Here is a 23927-nt window from a genome sequence, read left to right as displayed (position 1 = left end):
CTCAGGTTTGCTGGTTCACTACCAGATTTACTTCCTCTTCTTCTTCCTCATGCTCTCCCGCAAGAGCTTCCTTCTGTACTTCAATATTGTAATACAAGTCCGTTCTACTTTCCATGCTGTGAACGAGGTCACTTACATGCAAAAGCACCTGAGACAAATGCCTCAGGTGCTCTTTCTTTATCTTCTTCCCTCATTTTGATTACCATTGTCGTTCCGATCGTTGTTGCCCCAGCCCCCCCAATTGACACCTGGGAATTTCCCGTTGTCATCCTTCGATTGCTGGAATGGGTTCACCGTAGGTTTACTTGAACTTGTTGGTTTCACTGTAGGCTTCGCAGTTGCCTTAGGTGTTGATGTTGCCTTTGGTGTTGGAGTTGGAGTTGCCTTGGGTGTAGAAGTTGGTTTGTTCGTAACCGTAGGTTTCTTCCCATCGTCGTCATCATCCTTACGATCCGGCTTTGGGGTCGGTTTGCGATCATCCTTATTATCGTTACTATTCTTATCGTTGCCGTTATTCTTATCATTTCCGCTATTCTTATCATTTCCGTTGTTCTTACCATTGTTACTATTATTATTGTTATTATTTCTACCGTTATTGTCATTCTTGTCACGATCATTCTTCGATGATGGTGTCGGCGTTGGTTTATGCGTCACTTTGCCTGGGGTATTACTCCCTGCATTGTTACCTTTGCCATTGTTATTTTTACTGTTTTTATCGTCATCTTTATTCGATGAATTACCCGAACCGGATTTGGCAGCAGTGGAAGTCTGCTCAGCTCGTTCACTAAGCTTACCGGACTTCTCGTCAGCAAGTAACCTTTGCAAAGAAGACTTATCAATCGGTTTATCTGGTTTAACGAACGTTTGAATACCACCGTTGTCCTTGGCAAGTTGATGAATAGAAGTCGTTTTGATGTCATCCAGCGATACTTTGGCACCATTATCAATGGCATTGAGATAGATCGCATATTTCCCGGCGGATACACCACTTGCTTTCGCTTCCTGCCTTACTTCTTGTGGCGCAGCGAAGGCTTGCACTTCATAGTTCTTCACTTGGTCCGGATGACTGTCTTCGATGTGTTTATTGACCTGAGCCTTCAGCTTCGTCGCAATAGCTTCGTCACTGACCGTTGTTTTGGCTCCTACAACCGTTGAGGAAATAATAATATCTCCTTCGCCCTTCGCCAATGCCCCTTGCTCGGCTTTATCGAGAATATCAGACGTTACATCCTCTAAGGATTTACCTTCAAACACTAACGCTTGAATCAAATCCTCACCGTCTGTATTCAGTCCATGCAGGTCACGTACAATCTCATTATTATCAATGCCAATCTCAACACTTGGATTAATATCAATCGTTACGTACGCAACAACGCTATTGCCAGGCACGCCACCAGACAAGGTCGTGACGAGAACAAAGCACACAACAATAGCAGCAGCTAATGCTGAAACGACCGCCATTTGCGGAACGTGCAACCGACGCTTCACGGGTGAGTAGAGAATCTCTTCACCTAACTCACAGCTGCGCGTCCCCCTTGGCAACTTATCAAAACGCCCCTTTGAATTCATTACAATAATGGAGCTTTCGCTTAATTCCATTACGATCCCCTTGTTCATGCGCTGTTCTTCCTTTCATTCAACTTTCTTCATCGCGAATATGTAAGTAATCCCGTAAATATGGATATGGACCGTTAAAAATTAGTGCAATGGCAATGATGTACTTACGATTTCGTTCCAAGGTTTTTCTAGATACTTGAACTTGCTCGAGCAGCTCTTTAATTGGCAGCTGTCGTTTCGTCAACAGAGTGCGCATAAGCTCTGAATCCTGTGCAAGTGTGCGGCCGATACCGAAAAGCATCTGCCTTGAATCGTCATGCTTGGGGGAGGCATCCGTTAATTCCGAGAAATTAATGTCAAAATCACTTAAGCAGCGATTAAAATCAATAATTTCACTTCGCCTTTCTTCTAAACCCTTCTGCTTCTCATAGGCTTCGATGGCTTGATGAACCTCAATGGGATTCATTAAGTTATCTTCATCATCTTCTTGATCAAACGAGCTATAAGGGATTTGCCCTTTGAAGCGTTGCTCCTTACGAATAAAATCAATGAGCCTTCGCCTGATAACCGTCTCTGCGAAACCTAGAAAAGATCTGCCCATAACCGAAGAGTATTGATTAATAGCTTCATTAAAAGCCGCTAGGGCAATGCTAAATTCATCATCTCTTGCGGGATCAATAAATCTCTTGCAAAACCTGCTTGTTACTTTAGCTACATAGGGCTGATAATCAGCAATAAATTGATTCCTTAGTCGTAGGTCTCCCTTTTGAATCTCATGTATAGTTACCTCAAGTGAAGAGGCTTGCGGTTCATTTTTTCCATGGGACTCTTTCTTTCCCAGAAACTTTTTGAATAGTACCAGTAGCACCTTTCCACCTCACAGTATAGTAGTTTCGTCCTTATATATAACAATTCGGGGGGTACGTATGATGAAATTTATAAATAATTTGCTGATTCATTATAACATAGATCTCTAAATGAGCACCTACTGGCAAATAAACCCTTGTTTACGGTTTCAATTGCTTTATCAATCCTTTATAATATTAAGAAAACCTCTATCACGATGCCCTCTCAGATGAGCAATGTTGAATAGAGGTGGTAAGACAGGGGAGGTGTTTCATATGGAAGCAAGCAATAACTTCGGTAAGTTTCTTGAAACGTTACGAGGCAAAGCTTCATTGCGTAAAGCAGCTAATAAGAGCGGCCTATCTCATGCATATATTAGAGATTTGGAACTGGGTCGTAATCGGACGACCAATGATGTCATTAAACCTTCTCCCGAGACCTTGAGAAAGTTGGCACAAGCATATCAATACCCCTATACGGATTTACTTAAAAAGGCAGGATATCTAGAAGAAACTTCCACCTGGTCGAAGCCTGCGCAAGCAAATCTGGATACGATCTGGTATGTCGAATTCGGCATCCAATCGATTATCTACTATTCAGAAGACGGCATGCGAGAAGAACAGGTCGAATCTCTGGTGGCCTTTACACACTTTATTGAAACATTAACAGAGCATCATTTTGTGAAAATGGATATGCATCTTTTCGTAAATCTGAACAAAATAAAAAAGTATGCCTCCGCAGAAGGCAAACTTTATTTTGATACCTATGAAAATGCACCCTTCATCATTGCCGCAGCAATACCACAAAAGAAGTATCATCAAACTATTCTTGATTATGTCGCATTTAATAATGGACACGCTTTGGAATCATTGGGTACTCAATGTCCCTCATCGTTGAAAGCCAAGTTCTTTACTTAGCATGACATAGATGAAGAGAATCGTTGCCATACTCAATAGCTGAATAGGCATCACTACACTGAATACATTATCACTTAAAGCATGACGGTAGATCATGCCAACAATAACAACGATCATGTATAAATATACCCCGACATTTTCCCGGTTGAACGGAATTCTCGTATAATGCGAAAGAAAGGTAAATCCTAATCTCCGCTTATATAGCGTCATAAGGAATATGAAAGTGCAACACTGAATAAAGAAGCGCGTCACATAAGTGATAGTTTGATCGTCCTTGATCACATTATAAGCTTCGTCTTGCGTGAAATCGACGCACACAATGACAGTCGTAGATATAAGAACTGGCATAATGTAGCCCGAAAGTGCTATAAGTAAAGCAGGAACAAACCGATATTTCCATACACACATCAGTAAAATACATATGATGCAAACCAATATTAAAGGCGAATTATTAATTAATGAGAGCAGTGAGCCTACCAGCACGGCTAGCGATATTTGTTTCCAATATGGCTTTATTCGAATCCGAAATAGCAACAAGGAGAATAAGAGCATGGGAACAAAATGAATAATAGCTAGTATCAATTTTACCCATGTGAACAATTGCGCTTTCCCTCATTTCTAAGCGACGAAATCATGCGATAAGCAACCTGACAATTTCTTTAGTTACATTAAAAGTATACAAGATAATCATACTTTTGCCTTCAAAGTGGACTAAGTTGGCTGTTATAGCGTATAAGATGACAAAAGTTCCTGTTATTGTCTTAGAAAGGATTGGAGTGAGATCAGTAAATGAAGCATGGCTTTACAGTCGCCATCGTAGAAGATAATTACTGGGTAGGTCAATTACTTGAAAACTATTGTCAGCAATGTGGATTACAGGTCATTTCGATTGTATCGGACGGGGAACAATTTCTGAGGGATTACGATAAGCTGCAACCTGATATACTCCTCATGGATATTGGGCTTGAAGGTAAACTGGATGGCATCAGCGTTGTGCAAGCCTTACGACTATCGGGGTATCAAATGAAGGTCATTATGGTTAGCGGAACAACGAATACCGAGCATATCTTGACCGCCTTTCATGAGCTTGATTCTGTCTATTTTCTCTCCAAACCTGTTATGCTGCCGAAATTTCAAGCGGCCATCCGCAAAACGATTGCAGAAATCCAATTAGATCGAAGCCGAATTTCGGAAGAACCACAGCCTGGTTCAGCAACGTGGATTACCGTTAAAAATCAAAAATCACAACTCCCTATCTCCGAAGATGCCATTCTCTTTGTGGAAAAGGAAGACAAGCGACTCTCCAGAATTCATCTGGTAAACGGGGCACAAATGGAATCCAGTTCGAATTTATCGGATATTTTGGCTCAAAGCACGCCTCATATGTTCAGCCCCTTCAAGGGCTATCTAGTGAATCTGCGGCATGTCGTATCGTTTGTGAAAGAAAGCGGGTTCCCCACTTCTCGGAGATTTGTCATTCATTTGAGGCATACCTCCGTCAAGATCCCCCTCAGCCGTGATTTACAGAAGGAATTCGCAAAACTGCTGCTGGAAGTCAAATAAGAAAAACCTCCAACTATTCTCTGGCCATTGCTTCGAAAACAGCAAAATCCAGAAAATTAGCAGGAGGTTTTCCATTTAATCGGACCTCTAAGAATTCTTAGAGGTCTTTTTATTTTTCAGCTTGTCGCGGCGTGCGCTAAGCATTTTTAATCGCTTCTTAAGTTGCTCTTCCCATTCTTGATCCTCAATCGTTTTGGCGAATCCTAACAGATCTAACGCCATGTCAATTTGGCAGCGAACGATATCGAGCGGCTCTTCGCCTTCATGATTTACACAGTTGTCGTGCAACAGATGATCTTTGCCATCTACGTATTCAATAAAATCGACTTCAACAGCACCATCCCCATGGGCATACTCAGCAAGGATTTCATATTCGTTCTCCACCAGATAGTGAACCTCAATATGGTGACATACCGGGCAGAAGAGGATGGGCACATTGTGAATTTGTGTACGTATGTGCTTCAAAGTACCTTTTGTTCCAATCATACTGGCTCCACAGCAAAAACTCATGGAATTCCCTCCTAATCGTCGAACCCGGATTAATTTAATATATTCGTTACAAATGTGTGAAATTCCTTTTTCATAAGAGAGCTAGCGAATGCCAAATCATTCTAAATGTGTTTGAATAAGCATAATTATAGTAATGATCGATCCATTACGTGTTTTCCGAATTCTTAAGATGAAGGGGAGAGCGGCGTGAACATGATTCCGAGTGTTTCCAGACAGATAGCCTTTGTGCAGTATGACGATCAATCCTCCAGCATGACAGTTCAGTATCATACCGGATTCAGAGCCTCCTACACCAATGTAAAACAAGATGAGTATCTCTTGGTTTTTACATCGGCAAATCGGTATGATTCTCTAATGAGACTTACGGAAAGTAGGTACATGGAAGAAAACATTTCTACCAAGTAAGACACAAGATCACCCATACCTTCGGCCAATCATGATGAGCAACCGCAAGTGGTACACAAGCAATCTCCCCCCTTTCATATGGGGTGGAGATTTTTGGTTTATATGGCGCATATGATACAATAAAACATAGGATTAGTGCAATTGTTCCTTCTTCCAACATAAGCAAGCAGAAAAGGTGAGTCTGATCTCTATTCAAGCACGCCCCTTTGCCCTTGATCACGATACCCTTTATTTACTGGCACAATCCCCTTCTGTCCAGTATATTTATTGGCAGATTTCTTCCAGTAAGCAGATGCTTCTGCAAGAACATTTCCAAAAGGACTGGCGCTCTTTATCTCCTACACTACGGTTTCACGAAGTAGTCGATCCATCTCCCAGCATGTCTTTCAGCAAGCAGCAGCAACCCGCAGATCGGGTCTCAGAGCTTATGCTACCCCCTGGAGATTCCTGCTTTCTCAGCGGGTTAGCCCTCGGTCAATCGTATTATGCACAACTAGGTATCCGGAATGAGCAAGGGTATTTCCTTCCGCTTCTGCATTCCAATATCATTCAAATCCCAGCGATAAGCCTGCCTAGCGATCATCATCCAGTGGAAACTGATCATCCTTTCATTTACCAGCTAACGTCTCTTCTCTTACCGCAAGTAACGCCTGATGAACATGCGTATTTCTCGGCCTATTCGGTGTATGTGCCGAAGAACACTTACCTTGTAGATATGGAATCTGGAGGCGATACTGATTGAGCACTAACGTACAAGGCTATGTTGCTTTGCTCTTGCATGCCCATATCCCTTATGTTCGCCACAATGCATCTGACATTACGTTAGAAGAGCGCTGGTTTTTCGAAGCGGTTGTCGATACGTACTTGCCTCTCATCGACATGATGGAAAAGCTTATAGAAGATGAAGTGCCATTCCGACTTACCTTGTCATTATCTCCCCCCCTGCTTGCCATGCTAGAAGATTCCCGCATGCATCTACGACTTCGCAAGCACCTCTCCTCGCTTTGCGAGTTGGGGCAGCGTGAAGTCATTCGCCTATGGGGCGATGAAGCTTTCGGCCCGTTAGCTAAGCTGTACGCGGATCGGTACCACCGGCTCAGCCTCCTGTACGATCGGCTCCACGGCGATCTCATTGCCAAGTTCCGCAGCCTTAGCTCCACAGGCTGCTTAGAATTAATTACCTGCGCCGCGACACATGCGTTTCTCCCCTTGGTAAAGAACGATAGTACGCTGCGTGCGCAGCTCGAGTCGGCGGTACAGGAATTCCGCCGGCACTTCGGGGTCGCGCCTGCAGGCATCTGGCTGCCAGAGTGCGGCTATTCGCCTGCGCTTGAGCCACACCTGCAAGCGCTCGATCTACGTTACTTCATCGTAGATACGCATGCGCACACCTTAGCTCGCCGCGACGGCGACCCCGACAAGGACATCGCAGGTCTGCCGCTGCGCACGGCAGGCGGCGCCTGTGCGTTCGCCCGGGATCCCGAGGCCGGCGCCCATGTCTGGAGCGCCGAGGTCGGTTACCCCGGCGACCCCGATTATCGCGAATATTATCGCGATATCGGGCATGACCTCGGCCGCGAAGGCGGGGCCGAGTGGGCTTACTTGAAGCCCTATGTGCTGCCGGATGGCGCACGCATCAACACGGGCTTCAAGTACTACAGCGTCACCGGCGAGGGTGACGCCAAAGTGCCCTACGACCCGGCGCGGGCCGCTCAGAAAGCTCAGCAGCATGCTGAGCATTTCATCGCTAGCCGGGTGGCGCAGGTGCGCCGCCTCGCGGAGCGGCGCCTGGCGTTAGGCGCAGAGGCTACGTCTGCGCCTCAAGAGCCTTATGTCATCGTATGCCCCTACGATGCCGAACTGCTTGGGCACTGGTGGTACGAAGGCCACCAGTGGCTCGAAGCCGTGCTGCGCGGCCTTGCCGCGCGCAGTGATGAAAGCGTAGTCGTCTGCACGACTACGCTCGGCGGCTACGCCGCCGCCCATGCGCCGACCACCGAAGCTACGCTTCCGGTGTCGAGCTGGGGCCGCGGCGGCTATGCCGAGGTCTGGCTGCAGCCGCGCAGCCAGTGGGTTACGCCGCGGCTGCACGCGGCGGAGGATCGCATGGTGCTGGCTGCGCAGAAGCACCAGGACCCGACAGCGCTTAGCAGCCTGCAGCTGCGGACGCTGAATCAAGCGGCGCGGGAGCTGATGCTTGCGCAGAGCAGCGACTGGACGTTCATTCTGGATGCGGATACGGTCACCTCTTACGCGACGAAGCGCATCGAAACGCATTTATCCCAATTCCATAACCTTATGAATACAGTAGACAATGGCGGATCTGACAAAGAGCTAGCCACGCTGGTGCACGCTTTGGAACGAAAGACGCCTTTCTTACCCGAGCTTCATTATCGACTTTTTCAGCCCTCTTCCTCTGATCATGCCCTTCTATGCGCCTTATCCCGTGTAGATACCGTCATGCGTTTAAGCGAAGTTGCCGTTGCCTCGAACATTGAGGCGACCCAACAGAGCCATCCGTCCAAGCTACGTATTCTCATGCTCGCTTGGGAGTACCCGCCACATGTCATTGGCGGACTGGCAAGAGCGGTTTGCGATTTATCCAGACAGCTTGCTGCCGATGGACATTCCGTTCATGTCATCACCTGTCAGTCTCCCGAGTCTCTTCCTTATGAGGTTTCCGAGGGGGTCCATATTCATCGAGCGGAAGTCATCCCTACAACCGACTCCTTACACTTCCTAGATCGTGTATTTCAAATGAATATGGCGTTCACGGATCTCATGTTGGGCATTTTACGACAGGGCCTCGTATTCGATCTGGTGCATGCACATGACTGGCTTGTTTACTACACGGCACATGTCGCCAAGCATCAAGTGGGCCTCCCGCTTCTAGCAACGATTCACGCTACGGAAACAGGACGTAATCTTGGCAAACTCGAGTCACCGCTTCAAAAGCGGATTCATACCATAGAAGGTAAATTAACAGAAGCGGCCGATCATCTCATCGTTTGCAGTCTATCCATGCAGCAGGAAATGAAGGCGCTCTTTCATATTCCTATTCACCAAATTACCGTAATTCCAAACAGTGTTTCTCCCTTGCCTGAGCCAGATCCAGCGTTATTTACGATGAATCCACTGCTTGCTAACGCCATTTCCCCAACCGAGATGCCGCAGCGTGTTCTTGCTTTTCTAGGCCGTCTTGTGTATGAAAAAGGCGTTCACACCCTTTTGGCCGCGATGCCGCAAGTACTCATTCAATACCCAAATGCCAAACTCGTCATCGCTGGAATGGGTCATGAGCGAGATAGCTTAGAGGAACTCGCTCTTAGCTTCGGAGATCGGGTAAGCTTCACAGGATTTCTCGATGAGGCTGACAAAAGCTTGCTTTTACAAAGGGCAGAAATTTGTATTTTCCCAAGTCTCTACGAACCTTTCGGATTAGTCGCATTGGAAGCGATGGCCAGCGGAACGCCACTTATCGTTTCAGATACGGGAGGCCTTGCGGAGATTGTCAGCCACGGGGTTAACGGATGTACATGTCCGCCAGGCGACAAGGATGCCTTAGCCGCACAAATCATTCAGCTATTGGAACAACCGCAGTATGCCTCTAAGCTTGCTGCTACCGCCTTACGTACCGTTCACAGTGAATATAACTGGAAGAAAATTGGATCTTTGACAACTCACGTTTACGAGGCTGTGATTTCGAGTCTGGCTGCTTCAACCAGTCATTCCCAGCATCAAAAGGAAATAATCAAGTAATTTGGATATCCGTACCAAATGAAAGCGTGACCAGTAAGAATTTTCAGTTTTTTTTCAAAGAATCATTGATTCCTTTGTCAGAATTAGGTAACCTAATTGCAAGACTTGTGCTCCATCGTTCAGTCCTCTTGGCCTGATCTGAATGCGCGATCAAACAAATGAGTGGGGAAGTGATTGTATTGCCAAGACATCTGGTCATCGGAAATGGAAAATTCCTTATTAACCTCGATCAGCATTCCTACATGCGGGATCTGTACTATCCTTTCGTAGGCCAGCTTAACCATATTGGCGGTTATCAGTGCCGTGTTGGTGTTTGGGTAGATGGCGACTTCGCATGGCTGAATGCCCCTGAGTGGCAATTCAAGCTCGCGTATGTGGAGGATTCCCTCGTCACTGAAGTGACAGCTACACATCCCGGCCTCGGTGTTACTCTGCTTATGAATGACGGTGTTCACCAGCGTGAGGATATTTATTTGAAACGAATTCATATTACCAATCACACGAATACGGTTCGTGAAGTACGAATGTTCTTCAACCAAGACTTGCTCATTAATGAGACAGAGGTTGGTGATACAGCCGCTTATTACCCTTCTACGAATACCGTTTTTCATTATAAAAAAGATCGTTACTTTATGTTTAACGGAAGTACGGGCACGGAAGGGATATTTCAATATTCTACCGGTGTCAAAAGGTTCTATAACGCAGAAGGCACATGGCGAGATGCGGAAGATGGCCATCTCATGGGCAATGCGATTGCACAGGGGTCTGTCGATAGTACGATCTCTTTCCGACTGTTCGTTCCTCCTAACGGCAATCAAACGCTCTACTACTGGATGGGCGCAGGCAAGAATTTGGAGGAAGTTAAGAAGCTTGACTCCTATGTCAAAGACAGTCACCCAGGCAAGCTGCTAGACCGTGTGACAGTGTACTGGCAGCGCTGGGCGAACAAAATCGATCGCGACTACTTCGATCTCACACCTGAAGTGCAACGCCTCTTCAAACAAAGCTTGTTGCTCGTCCGCACGCAAACCGATGTGAACGGGGCTATTATTGCCGCGAACGATTCTGACATCATGCAGAGCAACCGAGATCATTACAGCTACATGTGGCCGCGCGATGGTGCGTTAATCGCTTATTCCATGTCCATGGCTGGCTACCAAGGCATGATTATTCCATTCTTTAACTTCTGTGCGAATGTGCTGTCACCAGAAGGTTACTTGCATCACAAATACAATCCGGACGGTACGGTAGGTTCCAGCTGGCATCCTTATATTCATTCTGGTCGTGTACAGCTTCCAATTCAGGAAGATGAGACAGCACTTGTGTTATTTGCTCTATGGCAGGATTTCCAGAAAAATGGAAGTCTCGAATTTGCGCAATCGCTGTATCGGAACCTCATTCGTAGAGCGGCGAGATTCATGTCCACTTACATTGATCAAGAACTGAATTTACCGAAGCCGAGCTACGATCTGTGGGAAGAACGCTACGGGATTTATACCTTCACTGCCTCGGCTGTATACGGCGGATTGATCGCTGCATCGAACTTCAGTAACTTATTTGGAGATGAAGAGCGAAGCAATCGCTACAAGCATACCGCGGAGAAAATCAAATCAGGTATCCTCAAGCATCTGTGGGACGAAGGTGAACAACGTTTCGTTCGCGGCTTGTATATGGAAGACGGCCAATGGGTGAAAGATATGACATTGGAAAGCTCTGTGTACGGTATTTTTGAATTTGGCGTACTCCCTGCTGACGATCCACGTGTGGTAAGCACAATGTTAGCAAACAAAGAAGGTCTCATGATCAAGACCGAAGTCGGTGGCTCCGCCCGTTATCATCATGATTATTACTTCCAACGTTCCACCGATATTGAGAAAGTGCCCGGCAATCCTTGGATCATTTGTACCCTCTGGATCGCCGAATGGGAGATCGAGTATGCCAAATCTGTTGGTGATCTAGAAGCTCCTCGCAAAACGCTGGAGTGGGTCGTCAAACACGCCATGGAAAGTGGTGTATTGTCTGAGCAATTGGATCCTTTCTCTGGCGAACCGGTGTCTGTTGCTCCGCTTACTTGGTCCCATGCGACCTATGTACTGACTGTCGTCAAGTATTTGAACAAATATAAACAGCTTTCAGGGAAATAAACGATAGAGGACAGGAGTTATTCTTGTCCTCTTTTCATATCCGGCCTTAGGGGGAACAAGTTTTGGGGAATTTAAATTTCTACATTTTATGTATCATTATCATCTATTTTCTTTATCTAGCGTGGAACCGCTTGCGGAAGGGACGCAAATCGAAAAATCAATACGTGACAAAGGGACAAGCTCGCAGAAAAGGAGCTGCTGCAAGTGCTTCAAGCGACTGGAGCGACTCATCAACTTATGATTACCACTCACGCAATTCCGGCAGCGGACACCACAGCCATCACCACAGCGACGACGGGGGTCACGACAGCGGGGATTCTGGTGGTTCCAGCGACTCCGGGGATTCGGGAGGAGGAGACGGCGGCGGCTCGGACTAATCCGTTCCTTTCTCCAGTCGAATCAGCCAACCTTTCACCAATGGCGACGCGTACAGAAGCTCGGTCGAGCGCTCAAGCATCACGTTCATCGACGTTACTTTGCCAGACATAGGGGCGAATAAATCAATTTCGCTTTCAGCGGTCTCGACAAGACCCATGTACGCACCTTTTGTCAATACCTCACCAACTTCGGGGAGTTCGATAAACAGTATCATCCCCCATCGTTCTAGTCCCGCTTCAGTCAATCCAATGACGGCATGCGTGCCTTCGTCGCGAATCCAATACATAGCGTCATGATTCAGTACTTCTTCGTTATCTGTCAAATGCTTATCCGCCTTTCACAATGCTTTCATATGTAACAAGAAAGACCCCTCCGCCCGCATTCGCATGCTTACCGAGGGGCCTTCCTATGTAATTAAAACTTATTTAACAACCAAGTTTTTGTCGCCTGGTTTCCAGTTCATTGGGCACAATCCGCCGGATTGAAGCGCTTGAAGCACACGAAGTGTTTCTTCTACGCTGCGGCCTACGTCGTTGTGGTTCACAACTTCGTATTTCAATTCGCCTTCTGGATCGATGATGAATAGACCGCGAAGTGCGATACCTTCTTCTTCGATTAGAACGCCGTAGTCACGAGCAACGGATTTCGTAATGTCAGCAGCAAGTGGGAATGCCAATTTGCCAAGACCATTATCGTTAACCGGTGTATTGATCCACGCTTTGTGAGTGTGGATGCTGTCGATGGAAACACCAAGAATTTCAGTGTCCAAAGCTTTGAATTGATCAGCAGCATAGCTAAGTGCTGTGATTTCAGTTGGACATACGAATGTGAAGTCCAATGGGTAGAAGAAAAGAACTAACCATTTTCCTTTGTAATCGGACAAAGATGCTTTACCAAATGCTGTACCGTCACCTGTAGCTGTCTCCATTGTAAAATCAGGAGCTTGTTTACCAACTAAACGTTCTGCCATGGGTATAATTCCTCCTCAAAATCTATCTAAATTCTATATTATCCGTATAAAATGGTATCATCCCCCTACTTGAAAGTCAATAATTAGATCGTATACTAGATAATAATTATTTTAATCCATGGAGGCTTACCACTTGTGAACGCATTCATTCCTTTGCATACATTTTTGGATCGTTTGCTCCCTCTCACAGAGGACCAAAAGAAGCGTTTCTCGAGCTTATTCACAACCACAACATTGGCCAAAGGTGAGCATTTGCTTCGAGCTGGCGATTCACTTTCTTATTTATATTTTAGCTTATCAGGATGTTTTCGCCTTTATTACAGCACCTATGATGGCAAGGAACGCATCAAGTCCTTCTGTGCAGCTAATGACTTCATCACTTCCTATACCGCCTTGCTGACAGGCAGCCCTTCCCAGTTCTCTATTCAAGCATTACAGCCCGCAAATTTATTGCGCCTCTCCTACCCTGATCTATTGGCTCTAACCGCCGAAGATCCGATTTGGGAACGTTTGGCGAGACGGATGGTTGAAGGCTTGTATGTAAAAAAAGAAAGACGCGAAATGCAGCTGCTGACCTTATCCGCAGAGGATCGATATCGCTGCTTCTTAGAGGAGTTTGGTACACTAGACAAGGAAATTCCCCAGTACTATATCGCTTCCTATCTAGGCATCACCCCGGTCGCTCTTAGTCGGATACGCGCACAGTGGCGGAAAGTACAACCAGGATCTGATTCGATTAACCTAAGTTAATGAGATTCGCGGCTGACTCCTTTATGCTGAATGAAATCCCTCATTCGAAAGGACGCAGCTCAAATGAAACTAACTGGTCATTGCATTCTCATTACAGGAGGCTCTGCAGGCATCGGCCTCTCGCTGGCCAAACGCCTCGCGGAGAAGGGCAATAAAGTAATTATTGCCAGCAGTAACGTCAATCGTTTAGACCAAGCTATTCAAGCTTGTCCCGCACTCATTGCCTATCCGTGTAATTTGGAGAATCCAGCTGATGTCCATAACTTCACACAGAACGTGTTGAAGGCGCACCCCGACCTGAATATCCTCATCAACAATGCTGGCATCCAACTCAACTATGATTTCCTTCAAGAACCTGATCCTTCGAGCAAAATCAATCGTGAAATCCAGATCAATCTTACGTCTACGATTCAGTTATGCAGTAATTTTTTAACACATCTTACCGCGAAGCCCAATGCCGCTATCGTCAATGTGTCCTCTGGTCTCGGGCTTGTTCCCAAGAAATCCGCCCCCGTATACTGTGCAACCAAAGCTGCTGTCCATCTCTTCACAAAGGGGTTACGCTATCAATTGGAAGCAACGAGGGTTAAGGTATTCGAAATCATCCCGCCACTCGTCAGTACCGAAATGACAGAAGGTCGAGGCAAAGGGAAAATTACACCGGATCAGCTCGTTAACGAATTCGTACGGGGCTTTGAGCGAGATCGTTATGAGATTCTGATTGGCAAAATAAAGCTTCTCCGAATGATCCAGCGGATCTCTCCATCCCTAGCAGATAAGCTTCTGAAGAATGGGTAATGGATCCCTTCCCTCATCTTGCTATTAAAAAAAAGCCCGCATTCCCGAAGCAAACTTGCTTCGAAAGTGCGAGCTTATTTGTATGATTATTTGCGCATTGCGTCAACAATCAGTTGACCCATTGCCAGCGTACCGATCGCTGTGCTCTTATCCACTGCGATGTCGCCTGTGCGGTGACCAGCGTCCAAGACTTCTTTCACTGCGCGCTCAATGGAATCCGCAGCTTCGTGGTAACCGAAAGTCAAACGGAACATCAAGGCAACGGAAAGGATGGTTGCGATTGGGTTGGAGATACCTTGACCTGCGATATCAGGTGCAGAACCGTGTACCGGCTCGTACAAGCCGAATGCGCCTTCGCCAAGGGAAGCGGATGCTAGCATCCCGATGGAGCCTGTCAGCATCGCTGCTTCGTCACTCAAGATGTCGCCGAACATGTTCTCTGTTACGATAACATCGAAGCTGGACGGACGGCGAAGCAATTGCATCGCACAGTTATCAACCAATACGTGCTCTAGCTCAACATCTGGGTAGTCAGCCGCGATACGGTTAACCGTTTCGCGCCATAGGCGGGATGTTTCAAGAACGTTCGCTTTGTCAACGGAAGCAAGCTTCTTACGACGTGTTTGCGCAATTTCAAACGCTTGACGTGCGATACGCTCGATTTCAGTTACGTTATATGCACAAGTATCAACCGCTTCTTGGCCGTTAGCTGTTTCACGACGGAATTTCTCACCGAAGTAAATACCACCAGTCAACTCACGAACAACGATCAAATCCGTGCCTTCAAGAACTTCTGGTTTCAATGTGGAAGCTTCTTTCAAGCAATCGAAGATGAACGCAGGACGAATGTTGGAGAACAAGCCAAGCGCTTTACGAATACCTAGAAGACCTGTTTCAGGACGAAGCTCTTTGGAATTGTTGTCCCATTTCGGACCACCAACGGCTCCAAGAAGTACAGCATCTGCGGATTGACAAACTTTCAACGTTTCTTCCGGAAGCGGTGTACCTTTCTCATCGATTGCGATACCGCCGAAAAGCGCGTGTTCTGTTTCAAATTGATATCCGAATAATTCTTCGGTACGTTTCAATACTTTTTCTGCTTCTGCAACGACTTCTGGACCAATACCGTCCCCAGCGATTACCGCAATTTTTTTAACATCAGCCATGACAATCATTCACTCCTTATTTTAGCAAACCTAGTTCGTTAGCATTCCTATCGTTATATCCTGAACTCATTGTACCATAAGGAGACTCTCTTCTTTAGATATAAAATCTATCGCGTTTATAGGTTTCACCTATTAACATTTCTCAATGACTATTCTAGAACTCCAATGCTTTTGATGATCACCTTAGGTGAAATATGGACTGTTGCTTCAGCTAACACTTTTCCCCAATTATCCTCTATCTTCTTCCAGTCTTTATAGTGGAATGCACGTACATGAACGCCAAACTGAAAGGGATCTAATTGGTATTTTTGAGCTTTCTTGATTAAAGTCTCGCATGCTTTCTGCAACTCGATTTCAATGGCTCGTTCTAGTTCTTTTTTCTTCTCATCTACATCTAGAGGAAACAACCGCTCTGTCAAATCGATCTGAACCTTCATCGGAATATCGATTGTCAAATGGTCATCTTCTTCGAACTTCGCTTTGATCTTTGGATTAGCTTTTTTGATGTTAAAGCTCACAAAGGACGATTCTTTGCTCGTATCGAACAAGTCAGGAGGAATGTGAAACGTTAATGGTATGCTGTTTTTCGAGTCGCCTTGCAATAAGATGAGCAGCGAAGTCTCTTGATGATTCAAAGAAGCCGCGTAGGTCCCATCTTTGTGTAAAAGCGTGGTACCTGTAATAGCGAGTTCATTTTTCTCTGGTTTCATTTCAGTTAGTACAGGCGTCATTCCTTTATCCTTTACTTGTAAATGAAATTTCTGCAGTGAAGTTTGCACACTAACCCTGCTCTTATACGTACTCTCTACAAGATCTTTGATCACGCTGGCGATTCGGCCTTTATCGCTCATGTTCGTATACATGACATCTTTAACGGTTCCATCAATCACAATCACATTCGCATTGATCTCATTTCGAGAATCCCGGAAGAGAACATCTAAATAGGGAAGTGCGTTTCTTTGCTGCAGCAGTTTTTTTCCTATGAGAACATTTTGAGATTTTCCATAAGCAAGTCTGCCGCTCGTCTTACTATCAATTTCCCCTTTGGATTTACGCATCGTGTCAGCCCTTGAGAAAGTGATTTTAAATCTATCTTTGGCTTCTTTATTGAAAACAGGCGTTGACGTGTAAACGACTAACTTATTATTTTCGTCAAAATCAATAGCTTCTGTAAGTACAAACTGTTGATTCTCTATATATATGGCTTTACCACACCCTGATACAATCATTAAAACGACCAATGTTAACGAAATAGGCTTAAAATTCTTCATTGTTTGGATTCCTTTCTAACGAAATGAAAAATCCATCCGTACATCCATAGAACAAGTGGTAATATGAAAGCACTGCATATACCGGCCAGTCCCCACGAGTTAGCCATCCGAGTGATTTGAGAAGAATTGGGTACAAAAAAGAATGGAATTAATACCCATACGAATAAAATGACTCGTAATGCATACCGATGATCCTGTTTGCCTAATAATTGAGTTATTCCTAATGCAGCCGCATAGAGATAAGGAATCATCGTCATAAATAGGATAAACAAATAAAAGCTGAGACATATAATCTCCAACCGTTCAATAAAAGGTAATTGGATAACTTTCAATAAATTGAGTACGGGATATACATAATCCGTGACTTCTTTGGGAGAGAATCTAATAAAACATTCAATTGTAACGGCAACATAGACCATCATCGTTAATGAATTTGCAATCACAATTCCCTTGGATGCGGATTTCTTGTCCTTAAGAAACGGATAAAGAATGAAAGTTAGTTCAAATCCAATAAAAGAAAATATGGTTGATTTCACGCCAGACAGAATGGGAAGCACGCCTTCTTTTCCTATTGGAAAAAGATACATCCATTGGATATCCCTTAGTGCAAATAACAATAAAAAAGGTATCCACAAAGTAACAAAACAAACAAGCTCAGCGAAGAGTCCAATCATCCTTATCCCTTGCTTGGTAATCATATAGATGGGAATGACAAACAGGATCATTAAGATATAGTTCCTTACTTCCTGTACAATCCATATTTTGATGATATGAATGGTTGAAAACATAACGATACTTGCTGCATATACCGCTAATAGAATCCATACGGCTGCTAGACCTTTTCCCACCCACTTACCAAAGTATTTAGATAAGAGTTCGAATAACGTGTGTTCGGGATTTTTTGCCATAATACGAATGATAACTAAGCTTAATAGCGTAGACATCATCCACCCCAATACAATTGATATCCATCCGTCAGTTCCAGCCGTATTCACTAAATCGCGAGGCAAAGATAGGATACCAATCCCAACTTGGGTTTCAAAAATGATAAGGATATATTGGATCAAGGAGATTTGATTGAACGAATATTTATTCATTAATCCCCCCCCTTTTTTTCTTCTGCTTAGCTTTATTTGGAAACACCGATATTTTTGATGTTAACTTGCGTTGACATATTTATTATGGCATCAGAGATTACTTGCCCCCAGTTATCCTCGATCTTTTTCCAGTTTTTATAATCATGTGATCTTATATAAATCCCTAAACCAAATGGATAGACTTGATACTTTCCTGCTTTCTTGATTAGATCTTGGCATTCTTTCGTTAGTTCTTCTGCAATCGCTCGTTCTAACTGTCTGCTCTGTTGCTCCATGTCTAAATCAAACATACGTTCCATTAAATCGATCTGAACTTTCATCAAGACATCGACTGTAAGATGACTTCCTTCAAACTTGTGCTTCATGTTGACATTTACCTTGTTTATATTGAAACTCACATAAGACATTTCTTCGTCCGTATGAAACATCTCAGAAGGAAGGTGAAATGTTAACGGTATGGGATTCTTCGTATTGTGCTGCAACAATAACAGCAGAGAACTTTCTTGATTATTCAAAGAAGTTGCATAGGTACCATCTTTATGTAAAAGAGTGGTTCCTGTAATGACAAGTTCCCCCTTGTCTACTTTCATTTCAGTTATGCTTGGTGTTATTGCAGTATCCAACTTTTGCTGATGGTATTTCTGCAGTGTAGTCAGTACTGAAATTCTGGATTTATATGCGCTTTCTACCATTAGTTTGAGTACGCTGCCCAGTTCCCCTTTATCACTCGTATTGGCATACATAACATCTTTCACAGACCCATCAACCACGATCATATTTGCATTAATTTCATTTTTTGGATCGCGAAAGAAGACATCAAGATAGGGTAATACATCGATTTGCTGCAATAATTTTTTTCCTATAAGAATACTTTGCAATTTTCCTGGCCCAAAACTACCGCTTATTCTCGACTCGAGTTTTTTCTTACCTATACGTAACGTATCCGCAGTTGCCGTTGTGATTTTATATTTATTTGTAGCTTCTTTACTGAAGACTGGACTTGCTGTGTAAATGACAAACTTATTATCTTCATCAAGGTCTATACCTTCTGCAATCATAAACCGTTGATTTTCAATATATACTTCTTTACCGCACCCCATTAAACATAATACAGCTACCCCAATCAATACTATGTTTCTCACGTTTTTCATTGCTTTTGCGCCTTTCTAGTGGGATGGAAGAACCATCCGTAGATCCAAAGGAAAACAGGAAACACATACGCGAAATAAGTACCTGCCATCCCCCACGATTTACCCATTTGATTGATTTGGGAAGAAGAAGGGACAAAAAAGAAGGATGAGCATAACCAGAGGCACACGACGATTCGCAACATATTCCGATGATCCTGTTTGCCTACTAATTTACTTGCACCTAGTACAGCTGTATACAAGTAGGGAATGATCGTCATGAACAGTGTAAATAAATAAACGGAAAGAAAAATGATTTCCAACCTCTCTAGAAATGGTAATTGGATGAGCTTCAGTAGGCTGAGTGTGGGATAGGCGTAATCTTTGATCTCATCAGGAGAGAATCTAACAAAACAAATTACGGTTACGATTACAAAAACAATCATGGATAACGAGTTTCCAATGATAATACCTTTGGACGCGGATTTCTTGTCCTTTAGAAAAGGAAATAACATGAAAGCAAGTTCAAATCCAAGAAAAGACAGGATGGTTGGTTTTACGGTAGACAAAATGGGCATCAAGCCTTCTTTACCGATGGGAAGTAGAAATAGCCAATGGGTATCTTTTAAGGCAAATAACAACAAGAATGGCATCCACAACGAGATAGTAAAGACGAGCTCTGCAAAGAGTCCGATTACCCTTATTCCATGCTTGGTAATGATATAGATCGGGATGATAAACAGGATCATCAAGATAAATGCCTGTATATCAGGTACAATCCATAGCTTTACGATATAGACGGTTGAGAACAATACCACACTTGCTGCATAAGCCGTATACAAAATCCAAAGAACAGAAATACTTTTACCCACCATCGTCCCAAAGTAGTGTGATAATAGCTCGAACAGCGTAGATTCGGGGTTTTTATTCATAATTCGAATGACAACTAAACTTACTAGTGTCGACAAAATCGAACCTAATACAATGGATATCCAGCCATCCGTACCAGCAGTAATAGCTAAATCTCGGGGAATGGATAAGATACCGATGCCGACTTGCGTTTCAAAAATAATTAAAATGTATTGGATCAAAGAAAGTTGATTAAACGTATACTTTTTCATGACTGATCTTCACCTTCTCTGTTTGCCCCCTGTCTTATAAGTTGCGTAGGATGGGCCGAGACCGGACGCTTTTTCATCTTCCACATCGGGAGTCGAATCCACACGTCTTTCCAATCAGACAATCGGATGGGCGCAATCGGACTTCCATAGGATATGCCAAATGATTCCATTGAAATCAGGTGAGCACCTATAATCATCAGTCCAATCACAATGCCTACCATACCGAATACTGCGGCCAAAAGCATCATCGGAAAGCGCAGCAACCGTAAAGAGGATGACATATCATAATCAGGTATAATAAAAGAGGAAATGGCCGTTATGGCAACGATAATAACCATAATATTACTCACAATTCCCGCTTGCACGGCCGCCTGACCGATGACAATACCCCCGACGACACCTATCGTTTGGCCGATAGGGCCTGGTAGACGTAACCCCGCCTCCCTCAGCATCTCTAACGCAAGCTCCATTAGAAACGCTTCTACAATCGGAGGAAAAGGAACTTTTGCTCTGGATTCTCCAATCGATATCAACAAAGCCAAAGGCAGTACTTCATAATGAAACGAAACAATGGCTATATATACAGCCGATAGAGAGATCGTTGTAATTAAAGCTAGAAAGCGCAATAAACGTAGGAAACTGGCTATGAGCCAGCGATTACTGTAATCATCAACACTTTGAAAGAAGGATGCGAATGTTACAGGAGCCACGATTACACTAGGGGAGTGGTCGACAACGACTACTATTCTTCCTTGCAAAATATGGGCTGCTGCAGAATCCGGGCGTTCCGTCATGATCAACTGTGGGAATAGGCTAATCGGATGATCTTCAATAAACTCCGCTAATTCACCCGTATTTAATATGGCATCCACATTAACTTGAAGTAGTCGGCCCTCCATTTCTGTCACGAAATCAGGTTGCACAACATCTTCCAGATACATCATAGACACTCTCGTATTTCCCCGAGATCCGATGTTGTATTCTTTTATTTTCAGTTCGCGATTTGGAAGATAACGTCTGATTAAGGCAATGTTTTGCCCTGATGTCTCGACAAATCCTTGATGTGACCCCTTTAAAGTGGATTCGATTTGGGGCTCTTTAATTGCTCTTTGAGGCCAGCCTTGTGTGTGTAAAATAACTGAGCGCATCTGTCCATGAATGAGAAGGATGCTTTTACCCTGAAAAATCGCATTTTCAAGATCTGACCATAAGGTGGCAACATCTGTTTTTGCAATCGAAATGGAAGAGGACCCAATATCGCTTATCGACTCGACCTCATACATCAGCGGATATAAGATGTTATTATTAATGGCAGATTTATCAATGAGCCCTTCCAAATAAACCAAAACGGCATTATCTCCGGTTTTTAATTGAAACTGACGTATACAAAGATCTGGTGCAAAAGTAAAGAACTCTTGAATCGTGGTAATATCATCGTCAAGTACTCCTGAAATCGATTGATTTAGAGGCACGGATGATTTCATGATTGGATCTGATTTTATCCCTTTTAACCATCTCCGAATCAACACCCCGTCTTCCACCACCATTCCGATATGACATGTACACCATATTTTCCCACATTCACGGAAATTTATTCGTCAACACAAACAAAAATGCCCTTCTTACCTTGTGGCAAGAAAGGGCATGTGCGTAACTCGGTTTTACAATTATGAAAATGAAGAGATCACCATTTTTGTATATTTTCACCATGAATTTAATTAAGATTTCTTCATCAATTTTTATTGCCATCTCCGGCAGTCAACAAAGGTTCATACATCATAATCGCATGGTTATCCGTCACCCATTCATCCCTTAAGAGCTGCCCTTCTCGATTCAGTACCCTTCGGTGAATTTCATTATGACGAATATATCCACCCCAGTACTCTCGTGTGATTCTGTGGCTCTTCTCATAAATTTCATAGTTATGAAGATTGCGACTACGTGTACGCCATTCACCAATTAAATGGGTATCCGAAACATGGATCATCAGCTGATACGGTTCTTGTGTCTCATTCCGAATTTGCAAATCCAAGTAATTATAATAACACGTTGCCCCGCTCCCAAAAGGCTGAGATCTCCCCGCATCTGGAAATACATCATAACTGTGGCGATACCTTTCCGTTATCGTAAGCGGCGTATGCAGCGTCATCCAATAGATCAAATTCGAAAGCTGACATAAACCGCCACCTACACCTGTCTTCACCTTTCCGTGAAAAAGCACCATGCCATCGACATATCCCTTCCTACGGGGTGTACTGCCAATCAAGCGCCAATAGGAAAAAGTCTCACCAGGCTGGATGATCACGCCATTCAACTGCTTTGCAGCCTTTTTCAAATTGATTACTTTGTTATGCTGAAGCCACATATCTACATCTTTCAACTGTCTTAGAAGCGGTGTACGGTGCGTGAAAGCTCGTTGAGGGAGCATGTCGCTCTGTTTATGAGTGGCGTACTTTTTGTCATCGAATAACCAGGCCCAATATCGTTTCAACCGATATGCTTTGATCCCTAGATAAATCCTTGCACGACTTCGATGGATCGGTTTTAAGGGTGTACTCATCCGGTGAACGCCCCCTTTCTCATATCCTCTTCCCATCTTAATTTCTAAATAATCCCAAGTCAACGGACCCAAAACGTCTTCTAGCTTGATCACTCCATTATACCTATGGTAAAGTGTTAAAAAATGGTAGTGAAGCACACGCCGCTTTTCTAGTTCAGCCTCTGCTGATGCTAGGGAGCGGCTTCTTTATTTTCTTTTCAAAGGGGCGAGATTGGATTTGTCAGTATTCGATACTTCTTATGAGGCATTCATTCAGGAGCACACTAGGAAACGTAAGGGTGAACGATTGCGAAGATTACTAGAAGGTCATGGTCATGCAGAGCGATTATTTCTGAAACAGGTGTGGTGGCGAGCATTAGGCGAGTTTCTATATTTGCATCCAGAATTTGAGGTCAAGGATTTCCGCGATGGCACTCGTTATATCGATTTTGCCTACATGCGACAAGGGCTGAAACTTGCTATCGAGATTGATGGGTACGCCACGCATGCCAGCGAGATCAGTCGCACACAATTCTCTGATGGACTCATTCGTCAAAATCATTTGATGATCGATGGATGGAAAGTACTGCGTTTTTCCTATGATGATGTGAAGAATCGTCCTCGTATGTGCGAGCAAATTATCCTGCAATTTATTGGGAAGTATTTCAGTGAACAGCATAAGGAGCAAGATCAATATGGGGAGTTACGTATCATTGAACAAACAATTTGTCGACTAGCCCTCTCACATGGAAAAGCCATCTCTCCTCGTCATGTATCCGAACATTTACAATTCGGAATTAAGAAATCCAGGAACATCCTCCACCAGATGAAAGAGAAACAGCTTCTCGTTCCCGCGGTTGAAGGGCAGCAGCGGATAAGATGCTATCACTTGCATCCAAGAGTTGCTGCTCAGATGGTTAGGTGAGGACGGGAAAGGAAGTAGCAACACCGCACACACTGAAATAGCGCCCAAAAAGGCCGCTATTTCCTCACTTCACGCCCGGGCGTA

At 44.2% G+C, this 23927-nt stretch carries 24 protein-coding genes and 1 pseudogene; 11 read left to right on the top strand and 14 right to left on the bottom strand.

Annotated features, from left to right (window positions below):
- Window position 1: 1 nt before the first annotated feature.
- The 3 genes from GC096_RS21415 to sigI are packed head-to-tail and all read right to left on the bottom strand — an operon-like array spanning window position 2 to window position 2425.
- Window positions 2-157, bottom strand: coding sequence for a hypothetical protein (locus tag GC096_RS21415; RefSeq protein ID WP_171633036.1), 156 nt, complete (start codon window positions 155-157; stop codon window positions 2-4).
- A 20-nt stretch (window positions 158-177) separates the two neighbouring features.
- Window positions 178-1617, bottom strand: coding sequence for an anti-sigma factor domain-containing protein (locus GC096_RS21410; RefSeq protein WP_171633034.1), 1440 nt, complete (start codon window positions 1615-1617; stop codon window positions 178-180).
- Window positions 1618-1636: 19 nt separating this feature from the next.
- A complete protein-coding gene (gene sigI, locus GC096_RS21405; protein WP_171633033.1) occupies window positions 1637-2425 on the bottom strand; it encodes an RNA polymerase sigma factor SigI in 789 nt (262 codons plus the stop codon).
- 253 nt (window positions 2426-2678) lie between these two features.
- Here sigI and GC096_RS21400 point away from each other — a divergent pair, with 253 nt between their 5' ends.
- Window positions 2679-3320 carry a helix-turn-helix domain-containing protein gene (locus GC096_RS21400; protein ID WP_171633031.1) on the top strand — a complete coding sequence of 214 codons (642 nt, stop codon included), beginning with the start codon at window positions 2679-2681 and terminating at the stop codon, window positions 3318-3320.
- Here the strand turns inward: GC096_RS21400 and GC096_RS21395 are convergent.
- Window positions 3291-3920, bottom strand: coding sequence for a hypothetical protein (locus GC096_RS21395; RefSeq protein WP_171633029.1), 630 nt, complete (start codon window positions 3918-3920; stop codon window positions 3291-3293). The two genes, GC096_RS21400 and GC096_RS21395, sit on opposite strands and share 30 nt — an antisense overlap.
- A 189-nt stretch (window positions 3921-4109) precedes the next feature.
- Here GC096_RS21395 and GC096_RS21390 point away from each other — a divergent pair, with 189 nt between their 5' ends.
- Window positions 4110-4883 carry a LytR/AlgR family response regulator transcription factor gene (locus GC096_RS21390; protein WP_171633028.1) on the top strand — a complete coding sequence of 258 codons (774 nt, stop codon included), beginning with the start codon at window positions 4110-4112 and terminating at the stop codon, window positions 4881-4883.
- Window positions 4884-4970: 87 nt separating this feature from the next.
- On the opposite strand, the gene GC096_RS21385 is transcribed toward GC096_RS21390, so the two are convergent.
- A complete protein-coding gene (locus GC096_RS21385; protein ID WP_171633026.1) occupies window positions 4971-5393 on the bottom strand; it encodes a hypothetical protein in 423 nt (140 codons plus the stop codon).
- A gap of 192 nt (window positions 5394-5585) precedes the next feature.
- On the opposite strand from GC096_RS21385, the gene GC096_RS21380 reads away from it, so the two are divergent.
- The 6 genes and pseudogenes from GC096_RS21380 to GC096_RS21360 all read left to right on the top strand — a co-directional run bounded on the left by GC096_RS21380 (window position 5586) and on the right by GC096_RS21360 (window position 12078).
- Entirely contained in the window at window positions 5586-5798 is a 213-nt protein-coding gene (locus GC096_RS21380; protein WP_312886319.1) for a hypothetical protein, read from the top strand.
- Between the two features lie 175 nt (window positions 5799-5973).
- The gene (locus tag GC096_RS21375) at window positions 5974-6540 is read left to right on the top strand and encodes a DUF4912 domain-containing protein (RefSeq protein ID WP_171633023.1); all 567 of its coding nucleotides are present in this window, start codon (window positions 5974-5976) and stop codon (window positions 6538-6540) included.
- Window positions 6537-7331: pseudogene (locus tag GC096_RS39580) on the top strand (polysaccharide deacetylase family protein); the annotation flags it as partial. The gene GC096_RS21375 and the pseudogene GC096_RS39580, both read left to right, overlap by 4 nt.
- 69 nt (window positions 7332-7400) lie before the next feature.
- Window positions 7401-9557 carry a 1,4-alpha-glucan branching protein domain-containing protein gene (locus GC096_RS21370; protein ID WP_246302877.1) on the top strand — a complete coding sequence of 719 codons (2157 nt, stop codon included), beginning with the start codon at window positions 7401-7403 and terminating at the stop codon, window positions 9555-9557.
- Window positions 9558-9736: 179 nt separating this feature from the next.
- Window positions 9737-11701, top strand: a complete 1965-nt coding sequence (locus GC096_RS21365; protein ID WP_171633020.1) for a glycoside hydrolase family 15 protein — start codon at window positions 9737-9739, stop codon at window positions 11699-11701.
- 62 nt (window positions 11702-11763) lie between these two features.
- Window positions 11764-12078, top strand: coding sequence for a hypothetical protein (locus tag GC096_RS21360; RefSeq protein WP_171633018.1), 315 nt, complete (start codon window positions 11764-11766; stop codon window positions 12076-12078).
- Here the strand turns inward: GC096_RS21360 and GC096_RS21355 are convergent.
- Complete coding sequence (locus tag GC096_RS21355) at window positions 12075-12401, bottom strand: glycine cleavage system protein H (RefSeq protein WP_171633017.1); 327 nt, start codon at window positions 12399-12401, stop codon at window positions 12075-12077. The genes GC096_RS21360 and GC096_RS21355 overlap by 4 nt on opposite strands.
- A 99-nt stretch (window positions 12402-12500) precedes the next feature.
- Window positions 12501-13049, bottom strand: coding sequence for a peroxiredoxin (locus GC096_RS21350; protein ID WP_028554012.1), 549 nt, complete (start codon window positions 13047-13049; stop codon window positions 12501-12503).
- A 135-nt stretch (window positions 13050-13184) separates the two neighbouring features.
- Here GC096_RS21350 and GC096_RS21345 point away from each other — a divergent pair, with 135 nt between their 5' ends.
- Window positions 13185-13799, top strand: a complete 615-nt coding sequence (locus GC096_RS21345; RefSeq protein WP_171633015.1) for a Crp/Fnr family transcriptional regulator — start codon at window positions 13185-13187, stop codon at window positions 13797-13799.
- 63 nt (window positions 13800-13862) lie between these two features.
- Window positions 13863-14597 (top strand): SDR family oxidoreductase, encoded by a 735-nt coding sequence (locus tag GC096_RS21340; RefSeq protein WP_171633013.1) that lies wholly within the window; start codon window positions 13863-13865, stop codon window positions 14595-14597.
- Between the two features lie 86 nt (window positions 14598-14683).
- On the opposite strand, the gene leuB is transcribed toward GC096_RS21340, so the two are convergent.
- From leuB to GC096_RS21305, 7 genes are all read right to left on the bottom strand, one after another.
- Entirely contained in the window at window positions 14684-15763 is a 1080-nt protein-coding gene (gene leuB, locus GC096_RS21335) for a 3-isopropylmalate dehydrogenase (protein WP_028554011.1), read from the bottom strand.
- 149 nt (window positions 15764-15912) lie between these two features.
- Entirely contained in the window at window positions 15913-17034 is a 1122-nt protein-coding gene (locus tag GC096_RS21330; protein WP_171633012.1) for a Ger(x)C family spore germination protein, read from the bottom strand.
- Window positions 17031-18131, bottom strand: a complete 1101-nt coding sequence (locus tag GC096_RS21325; protein WP_171633010.1) for a GerAB/ArcD/ProY family transporter — start codon at window positions 18129-18131, stop codon at window positions 17031-17033. The genes GC096_RS21330 and GC096_RS21325 overlap by 4 nt, the downstream gene beginning before the upstream one ends.
- A 32-nt stretch (window positions 18132-18163) precedes the next feature.
- Entirely contained in the window at window positions 18164-19282 is a 1119-nt protein-coding gene (locus GC096_RS21320) for a Ger(x)C family spore germination protein (protein ID WP_171633009.1), read from the bottom strand.
- Window positions 19279-20379 carry a GerAB/ArcD/ProY family transporter gene (locus GC096_RS21315; RefSeq protein WP_171633007.1) on the bottom strand — a complete coding sequence of 367 codons (1101 nt, stop codon included), beginning with the start codon at window positions 20377-20379 and terminating at the stop codon, window positions 19279-19281. Before GC096_RS21315 ends, GC096_RS21320 begins: the two co-directional genes overlap by 4 nt.
- Window positions 20376-21863: a spore germination protein gene (locus tag GC096_RS21310; RefSeq protein ID WP_171633162.1), complete on the bottom strand. Its 1488-nt coding sequence runs from the start codon at window positions 21861-21863 to the stop codon at window positions 20376-20378. The genes GC096_RS21315 and GC096_RS21310 overlap by 4 nt, the downstream gene beginning before the upstream one ends.
- 248 nt (window positions 21864-22111) lie before the next feature.
- Window positions 22112-22939 (bottom strand): VanW family protein, encoded by an 828-nt coding sequence (locus GC096_RS21305; RefSeq protein WP_171633006.1) that lies wholly within the window; start codon window positions 22937-22939, stop codon window positions 22112-22114.
- A gap of 217 nt (window positions 22940-23156) precedes the next feature.
- On the opposite strand from GC096_RS21305, the gene GC096_RS21300 reads away from it, so the two are divergent.
- Complete coding sequence (locus GC096_RS21300; RefSeq protein ID WP_171633004.1) at window positions 23157-23843, top strand: DUF559 domain-containing protein; 687 nt, start codon at window positions 23157-23159, stop codon at window positions 23841-23843.
- Window positions 23844-23927 lie beyond the last annotated feature (84 nt).

It is taken from the genome of Paenibacillus plantarum, from assembly GCF_013141695.1.
GTDB lineage: Bacteria > Bacillota > Bacilli > Paenibacillales > NBRC-103111 > Paenibacillus_E > Paenibacillus_E plantarum.
The sequence above is the reverse complement of the archived record's forward strand: the minus strand, read 5'-3'. Positions and strand labels throughout refer to the sequence as shown.

Bases quoted from the DNA above. Each gene is read 5' to 3' on its own strand.
- GC096_RS21410 (WP_171633034.1), bottom strand. From the start codon at position 1,617: ATGAACAAGGGGATCGTAATGGAATTAAGCGAAAGCTCCATTATTGTA.
- GC096_RS21400 (WP_171633031.1), top strand. From the start codon at position 2,679: ATGGAAGCAAGCAATAACTTCGGTAAGTTTCTTGAAACGTTACGAGGC.
- GC096_RS21390 (WP_171633028.1), top strand. From the start codon at position 4,110: ATGAAGCATGGCTTTACAGTCGCCATCGTAGAAGATAATTACTGGGTA.
- GC096_RS21385 (WP_171633026.1), bottom strand. From the start codon at position 5,393: ATGAGTTTTTGCTGTGGAGCCAGTATGATTGGAACAAAAGGTACTTTG.
- GC096_RS21380 (WP_312886319.1), top strand. From the start codon at position 5,586: ATGATTCCGAGTGTTTCCAGACAGATAGCCTTTGTGCAGTATGACGAT.
- GC096_RS21350 (WP_028554012.1), bottom strand. From the start codon at position 13,049: ATGGCAGAACGTTTAGTTGGTAAACAAGCTCCTGATTTTACAATGGAG.
- GC096_RS21340 (WP_171633013.1), top strand. From the start codon at position 13,863: ATGAAACTAACTGGTCATTGCATTCTCATTACAGGAGGCTCTGCAGGC.
- leuB (WP_028554011.1), bottom strand. From the start codon at position 15,763: ATGGCTGATGTTAAAAAAATTGCGGTAATCGCTGGGGACGGTATTGGT.
- GC096_RS21330 (WP_171633012.1), bottom strand. From the start codon at position 17,034: ATGAAGAATTTTAAGCCTATTTCGTTAACATTGGTCGTTTTAATGATT.
- GC096_RS21325 (WP_171633010.1), bottom strand. From the start codon at position 18,131: ATGAATAAATATTCGTTCAATCAAATCTCCTTGATCCAATATATCCTT.
- GC096_RS21320 (WP_171633009.1), bottom strand. From the start codon at position 19,282: ATGAAAAACGTGAGAAACATAGTATTGATTGGGGTAGCTGTATTATGT.
- GC096_RS21315 (WP_171633007.1), bottom strand. From the start codon at position 20,379: ATGAAAAAGTATACGTTTAATCAACTTTCTTTGATCCAATACATTTTA.
- GC096_RS21310 (WP_171633162.1), bottom strand. From the start codon at position 21,863: ATGAAATCATCCGTGCCTCTAAATCAATCGATTTCAGGAGTACTTGAC.
- GC096_RS21305 (WP_171633006.1), bottom strand. From the start codon at position 22,939: ATGAGTACACCCTTAAAACCGATCCATCGAAGTCGTGCAAGGATTTAT.